The sequence below is a fragment of the Kocuria sp. ICS0012 genome (genome assembly GCF_001665945.1).
GTDB lineage: Bacteria > Actinomycetota > Actinomycetes > Actinomycetales > Micrococcaceae > Kocuria > Kocuria marina.
In genome coordinates, this window is the sequence record NZ_LZMM01000070.1 from 1 (window position 1) to 11,716 (window position 11,716).

The 11,716-nt window shown below is 70.3% G+C and carries 10 protein-coding genes and 1 tRNA gene; 2 read left to right on the top strand and 9 right to left on the bottom strand.

Going from position 1 to position 11,716, the window contains the following annotated elements; all coding sequences use genetic code 11:
- Positions 1-213: 213 nt before the first annotated feature.
- From A5728_RS11175 to A5728_RS11190, 4 genes are all read right to left on the bottom strand, one after another.
- A complete protein-coding gene (locus A5728_RS11175) occupies positions 214-1,194 on the bottom strand; it encodes a ribose-phosphate diphosphokinase (protein WP_064847154.1) in 981 nt (326 codons plus the stop codon).
- Between the two features lie 58 nt (positions 1,195-1,252).
- On the bottom strand, positions 1,253-2,728 hold the full coding sequence (gene glmU / locus A5728_RS11180) for a bifunctional UDP-N-acetylglucosamine diphosphorylase/glucosamine-1-phosphate N-acetyltransferase GlmU (RefSeq protein WP_082943434.1): 1,476 nt from the start codon (positions 2,726-2,728) through the stop codon (positions 1,253-1,255).
- Between the two features lie 64 nt (positions 2,729-2,792).
- Positions 2,793-2,864, bottom strand: a tRNA-Gln gene (locus A5728_RS11185).
- Between the two features lie 73 nt (positions 2,865-2,937).
- The gene (locus tag A5728_RS11190; protein WP_064847155.1) at positions 2,938-3,669 is read right to left on the bottom strand and encodes a hypothetical protein; all 732 of its coding nucleotides are present in this window, start codon (positions 3,667-3,669) and stop codon (positions 2,938-2,940) included.
- Positions 3,670-3,833: 164 nt separating this feature from the next.
- Here A5728_RS11190 and A5728_RS11195 point away from each other — a divergent pair, with 164 nt between their 5' ends.
- On the top strand, positions 3,834-5,786 hold the full coding sequence (locus tag A5728_RS11195) for an ABC-F family ATP-binding cassette domain-containing protein (protein WP_064847156.1): 1,953 nt from the start codon (positions 3,834-3,836) through the stop codon (positions 5,784-5,786).
- A 16-nt stretch (positions 5,787-5,802) separates the two neighbouring features.
- Here the strand turns inward: A5728_RS11195 and A5728_RS11200 are convergent, their stop codons facing one another.
- Positions 5,803-6,441, bottom strand: a complete 639-nt coding sequence (locus tag A5728_RS11200; RefSeq protein WP_064847157.1) for an HD domain-containing protein — start codon at positions 6,439-6,441, stop codon at positions 5,803-5,805.
- A gap of 157 nt (positions 6,442-6,598) precedes the next feature.
- On the opposite strand from A5728_RS11200, the gene A5728_RS11205 reads away from it, so the two are divergent.
- The gene (locus tag A5728_RS11205) at positions 6,599-7,630 is read left to right on the top strand and encodes a GlxA family transcriptional regulator (protein WP_064847158.1); all 1,032 of its coding nucleotides are present in this window, start codon (positions 6,599-6,601) and stop codon (positions 7,628-7,630) included.
- Here the strand turns inward: A5728_RS11205 and A5728_RS11210 are convergent.
- From A5728_RS11210 to rsmA, 4 genes are all read right to left on the bottom strand, one after another.
- The gene (locus A5728_RS11210; protein WP_064847159.1) at positions 7,570-7,863 is read right to left on the bottom strand and encodes an antibiotic biosynthesis monooxygenase; all 294 of its coding nucleotides are present in this window, start codon (positions 7,861-7,863) and stop codon (positions 7,570-7,572) included. The two genes, A5728_RS11205 and A5728_RS11210, sit on opposite strands and share 61 nt — an antisense overlap.
- Before the next feature lie 90 nt (positions 7,864-7,953).
- Positions 7,954-9,393, bottom strand: a complete 1,440-nt coding sequence (locus A5728_RS11215) for an RNB domain-containing ribonuclease (RefSeq protein WP_064847160.1) — start codon at positions 9,391-9,393, stop codon at positions 7,954-7,956.
- A gap of 119 nt (positions 9,394-9,512) precedes the next feature.
- On the bottom strand, positions 9,513-10,535 hold the full coding sequence (locus A5728_RS11220) for a 4-(cytidine 5'-diphospho)-2-C-methyl-D-erythritol kinase (protein WP_064847161.1): 1,023 nt from the start codon (positions 10,533-10,535) through the stop codon (positions 9,513-9,515).
- Positions 10,532-11,590 (bottom strand): 16S rRNA (adenine(1518)-N(6)/adenine(1519)-N(6))-dimethyltransferase RsmA, encoded by a 1,059-nt coding sequence (gene rsmA / locus A5728_RS11225; protein ID WP_064847162.1) that lies wholly within the window; start codon positions 11,588-11,590, stop codon positions 10,532-10,534. The genes A5728_RS11220 and rsmA overlap by 4 nt, the downstream gene beginning before the upstream one ends.
- Positions 11,591-11,716 lie beyond the last annotated feature (126 nt).

The window sequence follows — 11,716 nt, forward strand, 5'->3', positions numbered from 1 at the left end:
CCCGCCCCCCCCCCCCCCCCCCCCCCCCCGCCGCCCCCCCCCCCCCCGCCCCGCCCCCCCCCCGCCCCGCCCACCGGGGGGGCCCGCCGCCCCCCCCCCCCCCCCCCCCCCCCCCCCCCCCACGACTCCCGAGTACGACGAAGGCCGGGGTGGCGTGTGCCGTCCCGGCCTTCGTCGTACCGGAAACCGCGTCGTAGCGGTCACCGGCGGTTGTCAGGAGCGGCCGTTGAACAGGCTGGTGACCGATCCGTCCTCGAAGACCTCCTGGATGGCACGGGCGATCAGCGGGGCGATCGAGAGCACCTCGAGGTTCTCGAACTGGTGCTCCGGGGGCACGGGCAGGGTGTCGGTCACGGCCACCTTGTCCGCCCCGCACGAGGACAACCGCTCCACGGCGGGACCGGAGAACACGGCGTGCGTAGCCGCAATGATCACGTTCTTCGCGCCCTGGTCCTTGAGCACCTTCACGGCGCCGGTGATCGTTCCGCCGGTGTCGATCATGTCGTCGATCAGCACGCACGTGCGGCCCTTGATGTTGCCCACGACCTCCTTGGACACCGCCTGGTTGGGCACGGTGATGTCCCGGGTCTTGTGCACGAACGCGAGCGGGGCACCGCCCAGGCGCTCGGCCCACTGCTCGGCCACGCGCACACGGCCGGTGTCCGGAGACACCACGGTCACGTTGTCCACATCCACCACGGAGCGCACGTAGTCGCTCAGCAGCGGGATGGCCATGAGGTGGTCCACGGGTCCGTCGAAGAAACCCTGGATCTGCGCGGTGTGCAGGTCCACGGACATCAGCCGGTCCGCGCCCGCGGTCTTGTAGAGGTCCGCGATCAGGCGAGCGGAGATGGGCTCGCGGCCGCGGTGCTTCTTGTCCTGGCGCGCGTACGGGTAGAACGGGCTGACCACGGTGATGGACTTGGCGGATGCCCGTTTGAGGGAGTCCAGCATGATGAGCTGCTCCATCAACCACTGGTTGATGGGAGCGGGGTGGGACTGAATCAGGAACGCGTCCGCGCCGCGCACCGACTCACCGAAGCGCACGTAGGTCTCACCGTTCGCGAAGTCGTACGCGTCCGTGGGGACCAGTTCGGTGCCCAGCTCACGGGCGATGTTGTTGGCGAGCTCGGGATGGGCCCGACCCGAGAGCAGAACCATGCGGTTCGAACCCGTGTTGGTGATGCCGGTCATGTGAACTCGCTTTCCTTGAATTCCTGTGGATCACTGCTCGCGTGCCGTGCGCCCGGACTCAGGCGTGGTCGTCGCGGTCAGAGTCTTGAGCGGCCTGGGCCGCGCGTGCCGCCGCGGTTCCGGGACGGTGCTCCTGCACCCATCCTTCCACGATGACCTGCTTGCCCTCCGTGAGCACCAGGGCCCCGGCGGGGACGTCCTTGCGCACGGTGGTCCCGGCACCCGAGTAGGCGCCGTCGCCCACGGTCACGGGGGCCACGTACATGTTGTCCGAACCCATGCGGACGTCGTTGCCGATCCTGGTGTGGTGCTTGGCCACGCCGTCGTAGTTCACGAAGACCGAGGCCGCGCCGATGTTGGAGTTCTCCCCGATCGTGGCGTCCCCCACGTAGGACAGGTGCGGGACCTTGGAGCCGCGTCCGATCGTGGCCTTCTTGGTCTCCACGAACGTGCCGATCTTGCCGTCCTCGCCCAGGACCGTGCCGGGGCGCAGGTACGCGAAGGGGCCCACCGTGGCGCCCGCGCGCAGCTCGGAATCGCTGCCGTGGGTGCGCGTGACGTGCGCTCCGCGGCCCACGATCACGTCGGTCAGGGTGGTGTCGGGGCCCACGACGGCGTCCTCCGCGACCCGCGTACGCCCGTGCAGTTGGGTCCCGGGTAGCACGGTGCTGTCCGCCTCGAGCTCCACGGTGTCGTCGATCCACGTGGTCGCGGGGTCCACGATGGACACCCCGTTGCGCATGTGCATTTCCAGGGTGCGCTGGTTGAGGTAGTGCCCCAGTGCCGCGAGCTGGACGCGGTCGTTGGCGCCCTCGAGCTCCATGTAATCCGTCATCTTCAAGGCGTCCACGCGGTGGCCGGCCTCGCGCGCGAGACGCGGGACGTCCGTGAGGTACTTCTCCGCCTGGGCGTTGTCGGTGTCCACGCGGGAGAGCGCATCCCGCAGCACCGCGGCGTCGAACGCGAAGATCCCGGAGTTGACCTCGCTCACGGCACGCTCGGCGTCCGTGGCGTCCTTGAACTCCTTGATCTCGGCGAACTCGCCGCGCTCGTCCCGCAGGATCCGGCCGTACTTGCCGGGCTCGGGGTGATCGGCGGTCAGCACCGTCACGGCGTTGCCGTGGGAATCGTGGTGCGCCACGAACTCGCGCAGCGTGTCCACCATGAGCAGGGGGACGTCCCCGTAGGTCACCAGCACAGTGCCGCTCACGGGGGTCTCGGCGTCGAGGACCTCGAGGCCCGCGTCCACGGCGGAACCGGTACCGGGGACGTCCGACTGGTCCGCGGTCAGGACCTCGGGATCCACGGCCGCGATGTGCTCGGCCACGAGATCGCGCTGGTGACGGATCACGGCCACGATGCGCTGCGGCGCGAGCTCGCGGGCCACCTTCAAGGCGTGGCCGAGCATGGAACGACCCCCGATCTCATGCAGGATCTTGGGGGTCTTGGACTTCATGCGGGTGCCCTTACCCGCGGCCAGGACGATGACGGCGGCGGGGTTCTGCCCGGTGCTCGCGGTGTCAATGGTGCTCACGGAGCAGACTCCTCTGGTTGCTCGTGAGGCGGTGGGGGCCATCTACGCCTCGATGTATCGTGCGTTCCGCCACTAGGACTCGAACCTAGACTCACGGCTCCAAAGGCCGGTGTGCTGCCAATTACACCATGGCGGAGCGTTGTCACCCGCGGGCGCCAACATGTGCGTGCGCCCGGAGGACGCACGAGACGTCACTTTATCATCTGCATTCAGCGCGTCAGCACGAGCAGAACCCGCCCCGCTGCACGGTTCTCCTCGAATCCGGGGAGCCCCCGGGACAGGGTCTCGGCGTCCTCCACGGTGATCCCGCGCACGAGCACGGGGGCGCGTGCGGCGGCGCGGCGCACGTACTCCCACGCAGCGTTGTCGGCCTGTCCGGCGGCCCGGGAACGCGAGACGTCCCACGCCATGGAGGTGACGTCCGGGGCGGTGACGTCCAGCGTGCCGTTGTCGTACTCGCGGTCCAGCAGGGCCATGAGCATGCCCACTTCCTCCACGATCGTACTGTTCTGCACCATGAGCTTGACCTGGCGGTGGGACGCTGCTTCCGCGAGCGCGGCGAGCATCGAGTACAGCCGCCGCCTTTGCCGCCCCCGGTGCGCCACCCCGCCCAGGGCGAGCACGAGCCACCCGGCGCCCACACCGCGGCACAGCTCCAGGGCGTCGTCCACGGCCGCGAGCACGCCCTCGTCGGGGATGTCGTCGTCCACGGCCACGGGCGCGCGCAACAACAGGGGTTCCGCGCCGGCCTCGCGCAGGCGTAGAGCGGCCTGGCGGCGCACGAGCGAACCCATGTGCGGCCCCACGGGGTGGTCCCCACCGATCGTGATCTCCACCGGCCCCGGGAACTCACGGATCCGGGCCACCGCCGCGGCGAGGCCCTGGGGATCGTCCAGGACGGTTCCCACGGGCGTCTCCCCGCGTCCTGTTGCGTCGTGCATGGCACACAGTCTCGCACGCCCGTGGGACGGGGGACGACGCCGCGGCAAGTCGTCCCGGGCACGGTCGCGGCGTCGTCGTATCCCGGGTGTGGGGCGGCGTCACGGGCCGCGCGGCCGGCACGACGACGCCGCGGCCCGTCGGTGCGCGCTTGTATCCTTGCCGGGTGGCTCATCTGATCGGCGGAGAAAACTTACATCTCGAGTACCCCACCAAGACCGTGTTCGACTCGGTCACCGTGGGGATCGACGAGGGCGACCGGATCGGGATCGTGGGTCGCAACGGGGACGGCAAGTCCACTCTCATGCGACTGCTCGCGGGGCGCATCGCACCGGACTCCGGGCGGGTGACCGTGCGCAGCGGGACGACCGTGGGCATGCTCGACCAGGCCGACACGCTGGACCCGGACCAGACCGTGGGCCACGCCGTCGTGGGGGACGTGCCCGACTACGTGTGGGCCGCGGATCCCAAGGTGCGGGACGTGATCTCCGGGCTCGTCTCGGACGTGGACTGGGACACCCCCGTGGGGCAGCTCTCGGGCGGGCAGCGCCGCCGGGTCGCGCTCGCGAGCCTGCTGACCGGCGACTGGGACGTGATCTTCCTGGACGAGCCCACCAACCACCTGGACGTGGACGGCATCACGTGGCTCGCGAAACACCTCAACAACCGCTGGTCCAGGAACGCCGGCGCGCTCGTGGTCGTGACCCACGACCGCTGGTTCCTGGACGCCGTGTGCACCGACACGTGGGAGGTCCACGACCGGATCGTGGAACCCTTCGAGGGCGGGTACGCGGCGTACGTGCTGCAGCGCGTAGAGCGCGACCGGCAGGCCGCCGTGGTGGAGCAGAAGCGGCAGAACCTCATGCGCAAGGAGCTCGCATGGCTGCGCCGCGGGGCACCCGCGCGCACGTCCAAGCCCAAGTTCCGCATCGACGCCGCCAACCAGTTGATCTCCGACGTCCCGCCGCCGCGCGATTCCGTGTCGCTGTCCCGCATGGCGGTGTCCCGGTTGGGCAAGGACGTGGTGGACATCGAGGACGTGTCGGTGGAGTTCCCCTCCCCCGCCGTTTCCGGTTCCGCGGGTTCGTCCGGTCCGTCCGGCCCTTCCGCGGACGACGACGGCGCCGCGACTGCCGCTTCGTCGGGCGCCTCTTCGCCTGGCGCCTCCGGGCGGACACGCGTGCTGCAGGACGTCACGTGGTTGATCGCCCCCGGGGAGCGCACGGGCATCCTGGGCGTCAACGGCGCGGGCAAGTCCACGCTCCTGGGGCTCGTCACGGGTGCCGTGGAGCCCACCACGGGGCGGGTCAAGCGCGGGAAGACCGTCAAGATCGCGACCTTGACCCAGCAGCTCGCCGAGCTCGAGGACGTCGCGAACGACCGGGTCTCGGACGTCGTCGCCCGGAAGAAGACCTCCTACGTGACCGACGGCAAGGAGATGACCCCCACCCAACTGCTCGAGCGGCTGGGGTTCTCGTCCGCGCAGCTGAAGACCCCGGTCAAGGACCTCTCGGGTGGACAGAAGCGGCGCCTGCAGTTGCTGCTCATCCTGCTGGACGAGCCCAACGTGTTGATCCTGGACGAGCCCTCCAACGACCTGGACACGGACATGCTCGCCGCCATGGAGGATCTCCTGGACACGTGGCCCGGGACCCTGCTGGTGGTCTCCCACGACCGCTATCTCCTGGAGCGGGTGACCGATCAGCAGTACGCGGTAATCAACGGCCGGTTCCGGCACCTGCCCGGCGGGGTCGAGGAGTACCTCAACCTCTCGGCGACCGCGGCGTCCGGCACCGCAGCCGGTTCCTCCGGGGCGTCCAACCCGCTTGCGGCGTCCTCTTCCTCCTCTGGCACTGCCCCTGCCTCCGACGGCGCCGCCCCCTCCGAGCCGCGGCTGTCCGGCGCGCAGGCGCGGGCCGCGCAGAAGGAACTGGGCGCCGTCGAACGCAAGATGCAGAAACTCGGCGAGCAGATCGAGGCATTGGACGGGACCATGGCCGCCGCGGACCCCTCGGACTTCGAAGGGCTCGGCAAGCTGGCGGCGCAGAAGTCCGATCTGCAGGAGCAGCTGGACGAACTCGAGCTGCGATGGCTCGAGCTGGGCGAGGCGCTGGAGTAGACGAGCGAGCCGGAGCTCACTCGCTCCAGGGATTCGCCTTGATGATCTCCACGAAGTTGTCGCGCTTGAATTCCGGGTCGAAGTGCTCCAGCACGTCCGCGTTCATGTTCCCGAACGTGGAGTGCGGGCGGTGCACGTTGGCGTCGTTGAACGCCTTGAGGATCTGGTTCTTGAAGTCCGGGCGGGGATGGACCTCCACCACGGCCTGCCGTTGGGCGTCCGTGAGCTCGTCGAAGTGCATGCCCAGCACGTCCGTCTCCACACCCGCACTCACGAGCGCGATCTCCGGGGCCATGAACTCGGGCACCCCTGGGGTCGTGTGCAGCGCGATCCCGAGCCACGCGTTGTGCGCCCGCTCCTGCGACGCACCGCGTTCCAGGAGGAAATCGCGGACCTCGTTCGCGCCGTCCACCTCGAAACGCAGCATGGAGTCGGAGTAAGTATCCGTGAGGCCGCGATCGTGGAACATGGCCGCCGCATACAGCAGCTCGTGGTCCACGCTCAGGTCCTGGGCCTGCCCCACGAGCGCGCCGAAGAAGAACACGCGGCGGGAGTGGTGGTAGAGCAGGTCGTCCTCGTTGTCCCGGATGTACTCGGTGATCTCCCGGGCGAGTTTGCTGTCAGGGACGGAGATGCCGGAAATGGTGTCGGTCATGAGCTGACTCCTGTTCTGGGCGGGCCGTGCATGGGCGGGCAGGGGCCGCTGCAGCTGAGGAGCCGCGCTGCCCCACCTTTCCATTGTGGGCTCGCTGCACACCCGTCCGCCAGGTCCACAGTGACAGGAACCCCTCGGATTCGGACATACTGAACACATGACAGCCCGCCATCACGTCGTCGTTCTGCTGTTCCCCGGGGTCACCCTGCTGGACGTCTCCGGACCCGCTGAGGTTTTCGCCGCGGCCAACTCCGCGGGTGCCGACTACGCGGTGCGCTTCGTCTCGCCGTCCGGCGGAGACGTCGAGACGTCGGTGGGCGCGCGGATCGCGACCGAATCACTCGCGGATCTGGAGGGCGCACCCCGGATCGGCACGCTGCTGGTGGCCGGTGGAGAATCCCTCGCCACGCGCCCGGTGCCGGACGGCGTCGTCACGGCAGTGCGCGCCGTCGCCGACCATAGCGACCGCGTGGCGAGCGTGTGCACCGGGGCGTTCGCGCTGGCCGAGGCGGGCCTGCTCGACGGACGCCGGGCCACGACCCACTGGCGTCACGCCGCCGAGCTGGCCCGCCGCTACCCGGTAGTGACCGTACACCCCGACGAGCTGTACGTGCGGGACGGAGCCGTGTTCACGAGCGCGGGCATCTCGTCCGGGATCGACCTCGCCCTGTCACTCGTGGCCGTGGACCACGGGCGGAACTTGGCCCACGGCGTGGCCCGGGAACTCGTGGTCTACATGCAGCGCGCGGGAGGGCAGTCCCAGTTCTCGGCCGCGCTGGACTGGCCCGCGCCGTCGTCCGCTCCCCTGCGCGAGCTATGCGCCGATATCGTGAGCGACCCCGCGGCCGCACCCCCGGTGGCGGAGCTGGCCCGGCGCGCGCACATGAGCGTGCGCCATCTGAGCCGGCTGTTCACCGCGGAGCTGGGCGTATCGCCGGGGAAATTCGTGGAACAGGTCAGGGTCGAAACCGCCAAGTCTCTGCTGGACCGCGGGCACGGCGTCATGGACACCGCGCGACTGTCCGGCTTCGGCACGGACGAAACCCTTCGCCGCGCGTTCGTGCGGCACTTCGGCGTCACGCCCAGCTACTACCGCGGCCGCTTCCCGACCGATCCAGTCCGGGAGCCTTACAGGTCCACGACCTCGAACTCGAGCAGCGACGCACCCGTGGCCACCGGTTTGCGCTGACCCCCGGCGTGGGCGGCCTGGGCATTACCGTCCCGCCACGCCTCGAAGTCCCCCTGGGTGGCCCACGTGGTCACCACGAAGTAGCGATTCTCCCCCGCGACCGGGCGCAACAGCTGGAACCCCTCGAAACCGGGCTCACCGTCCACCGCGTGCTTGCGCGCCGCGAACCGGGCCTCGAGCTCGGCGCCGGCACCCTCGGGGACCTCGATGGCATTGATCTTCACCACGGACATGACTGCCTCCTGTCGTTCGTCATCACTTCTCTCCCAGGCTAACGACGCCGCCTGACCGGTTACTGCGACGAGGTTCCGGACCAGGCGGCGTCACCCGGCGACGTCGGACACGAGTTCGAACTCGGCGCAGCCCTCCGCGACGTCGGCCCGCACGAGACGCACCCGGACCTCTTTGCCGAGCGGCAAATCGGGGGCCTTGAGGATGACCTCAACGGCAGGTTCGCGGATGACGATGGTGCCGCGAGCGCCGTCGTCCTTGACCTCCACCACGGTGGCCGTGAATTTCTCGCCCACGTGCGCGGACAGCGCCAGCGTCTCGACCATGTTCACGATCCCGCGCTCGTACGCCGAGGCCTTGCGCGCGGACGCCTCCATCTCGGCCGGCAGCTGCGGCAGCGCCTCGAGCACCCATTCGGGAACGGGGTTCCCGGCGCTGATCGCGAGGCACACCTCGCTCCCGTAGCGGTCCACGAGTCGGCGCAGCGGCGCGGTCACGTGCGCGTACGACGTCGCGAGGGCCGAGTGTTCGCGATGCTCCGGGGCCGCGCCGTGGAACGCCTCGTAACCGGCCCCCCGAAACAACAGGGTGCACGCGTGCAGCATGGCCGCGTGGGTCCCGAGCTGCGGATCGAGTGCGCGCACGAATTCCGGGTAGCTGACGTCCTCGGGCCACGGGATGCGCAGGGCGGCCGCCGTGGCCCGCAGTTTGCGGATCGCGGAGTCGGCCGCGCGGGGCAAGATGCGCAACAGGCCCGTGCCGGCGTCGAGCATCAACTGCGCGGCGGCGATACCCGTGAGCAGCGAGATCTGGGCGTTCCACCCCTCCACGGGCAGCGCACTGCGGTGGACCACGCGCCACTGCTCGTGATCGATCACCACTTCCTGCTCGGGGATGCGCAGGCTCACCCCGCCGCGTTCCCGTTCGATCCGTTCCCGTAATTGCCCCACGGTGCGCAACAGTGTGAGGGACGGGCCCGCGGTCCCCGCGTCCAGCCGATCCTGTACTTCTCGATAGGTCAGCTGGGCGCGGCTACGCACGAGGGCCCGCCGCACCGATGTGCTGCGGAGTGCGCCCTGTTCGTCCAGCCCCAGTTCCCACAGCACGGCGGGGCGCACGGTGTGCGGCAGCAGACTCGCGGCGTCCTCCGAGAGTTCGGGAGGGTGCAACGGCGTGCGCTGGTGCGGGGCGTAGAGGGTCTGGCCGCGGCGGTGGGCCTCGACATCGATCGGATCGCCCGGGTGCACGAACGCGGCGACGTCGGCGATCGCGTACCACACGGTGAAACCCGTATCCGCGGTGTCGATGAGCACCGCTTGGTCCAGGTCCCGGGAGCCCTCCGGGTCGATCGTGACGAGCTCGAGGTCCGTGCGGTCCAGAGACGGTAGGCGCGGTGCGGCGGCAGCGGCCACAGCGGCGTCGTGCACGGCCGGTGGGAAGTCGTCGGGGATGTTGAGCTCGTGACGCAGGGCCTCGAGTGCGCGCACGAGTGGCTCGGGAACGGGATGGACCTGCTGCGGACGGATGGCCAAGACTGACTCCTCACCCGGGGGCTCGGGGAGTGCACCGCCCGGGCCGGCCCAGACCTCGAAACCGTGGTGACGCGCCTACCTTGACCCGATTCTGCCCCGGGACACCCCGGCGGGCGGGTTCATTCGCGCGATTCGACCCGCGCGCCGGGCACGGGGCCGGCCACGGCGAGGGCGTGGCGGTGTTCCCGCACGAAGTCGAGCACGAGGCGGCGCGCGGCATCCCGCGAGCGCACCAGGAAACACACCGTGGGGCCCGACCCGGAGACCCATCCGGCGAGCGCACCCAGTTCCACGCCGTGGTTGAGCAGCCCCTCGAGTTCGGGTAGCAACTGGATCGCGGGGCCCTGGAGGTCATTGCGGATCCGGGCGGCGAGGGCATCGGGGTCCGCGTCGGCCAAGGCCGTGAGCACCGCGGTGGGGACGGGGTCGGGGGCGATGCCGGTGCGCGGGGCACTCCTCCTCGACGCGTTCGTCACCGTGTGATTGGCATCCCACTGGCGGTACACGGCCGGTGTGGACAGGCCCTGGTCCTGGGGGACGAACACGAAATGCAATTGCTCCTCCGCGGCCACCGACTCCACCTCGGTTCCCGTGCCGCGGCCGATCGCGGCACCTCCCAGGAGCATGAACGGCACGTCGGCGCCCAGGCCGGCGCCCAGTCGGAGGAGTTCGTCCGTATCCATTGGGGCGACGCCCGCGTGGCGGGCCACAAGGTGGTTGACCGCCACGAGCGCGGCGGCAGCGTCCGCGGATCCCCCGCCCATGCCGCCGGCGACCGGCACGGCCTTGCGGACATGTAGCTCGAGTCCGGGCACGGGGACGTCCAGCGCCTCGCACACCGCGAGCGCGGCCTTCACGGCCAGGTTCGTCCCGTCCAGGGGGACATCGGAGAGGCGGGCGGTTCCCTCGCTCACCATGCGGGCGTACTCGCTACCGCGCTCGGCCTCCACGGTGATGCGGATCCCCACCCCACGACGGGCGAGCGCGGGATTCACGGCGGCCGTCACGGTTTCCCGCAGGTCCACGGCCACGAAGAGGGTCTCCAGGGGGTGGTAACCGTCCGGGGTGGGGCTGCCCACGTGCAGCACGAGGTTCGTCTTGGCCGGGGCGCTCGCGCTGACCCGGGTCGGTGTGGGGCTCATGGGTGCTCCCCCGGGTCGGTGGCAGGTACGTCGTTCACTCCGGACCCGTCTCGGGGCGCGGTCCCAACGGCTTCCGCGGGGTGCTCGTCCGGCGCCGTCCCAGTGGCAGACGCGGTTCGTGTAGTCGTGAGGTTCCCCGGAACTTCTCCGGGTCGGCTATCGGCTCCGGCCACTTCCTCCGTCCCCTCTGAACTTACGGTCCCGGCGGCTGCCGCGATCCGGGCGAAGTCGGCGACGTCGAGCCGCTCACCGCGCGCGGCGGGGTCCACACCGGCGGCGCGCAGGATCTCCTCGGCGCGGGCACCGGACCCCGCCCAGCCGCTCAGCGCCGCCCGTAAGGTCTTGCGACGCTGGGCGAATGCGGCGTCTACCACCGCGAACGTGTCCCGGCGCAGCGACCCGGCGACCGGGGGCTCGCGGCGCTCGAAGCGCACGAGCCCGGATGCGATCTTCGGGGCGGGCCAGAACACGTTCTTGCCGATCACCCCGGCCTTGCTCACGTGCGCGTGCCAGTTGGCCTTCACGGACGGCACGCCGTACACGCGCGACCCGGGCCCGGCCGCCAATCGGTCAGCGACCTCGTCCTGGACCATCACGAGCCCGTGGCGCACGGTCGGGAAGGTCTCCAGGATGTGCAGCAGCACCGGCACGGCCACGTTGTAGGGCAGGTTCGCGACGAGCGCGGTCGGCTCGCCGGGCAGCTCACGCACGCGGGCGGCGTCGGCCTCCACCACGGACAACCGGTCCGCAGCGCTCGGGAAGAACCGTTCCACGGTCTGGGGCAGCTGCCGCGCGAGGGGCGGGTCGATCTCCACGGCCGTGACCGACGACGACGCCGCCAACAGCCCCAGCGTCAACGACCCCAGGCCGGGCCCCACCTCCAGGACGTGTTCGTCCTGCCCCAGGTGGGCGGCGGCCACGATCCGGCGGATGGTGTTGGGATCGATCACGAAGTTCTGACCGAGCGTCTTGGTGGGGCGGATCCCCGCTTGCTCGGCGAGTTCTCGAATCTCGGCGGGGCCTAGGAGAGGGCCGTCGGTACTGGGCTCGGTCACCGGTCAATCCTACGTGGCGTGCCTGCGCGATCCGCACCCGCACCTGTGCCCGCGCCCCCGCCCCGCTCACGCCTCAAAACCACTACTGGGCACTTCTTGCACCTTTTCCCCTAACAGCTGATCGAC

Coding starts and splice junctions, on each gene's coding strand:
- A5728_RS11175 (WP_064847154.1), bottom strand. CDS start 1,194: ATGACCGGCATCACCAACACGGGTTCGAACCGCATGGTTCTGCTCTCG.
- A5728_RS11190 (WP_064847155.1), bottom strand. CDS start 3,669: ATGCACGACGCAACAGGACGCGGGGAGACGCCCGTGGGAACCGTCCTG.
- A5728_RS11200 (WP_064847157.1), bottom strand. CDS start 6,441: ATGACCGACACCATTTCCGGCATCTCCGTCCCTGACAGCAAACTCGCC.
- A5728_RS11205 (WP_064847158.1), top strand. CDS start 6,599: ATGACAGCCCGCCATCACGTCGTCGTTCTGCTGTTCCCCGGGGTCACC.
- A5728_RS11210 (WP_064847159.1), bottom strand. CDS start 7,863: ATGTCCGTGGTGAAGATCAATGCCATCGAGGTCCCCGAGGGTGCCGGC.
- A5728_RS11220 (WP_064847161.1), bottom strand. CDS start 10,535: ATGAGCCCCACACCGACCCGGGTCAGCGCGAGCGCCCCGGCCAAGACG.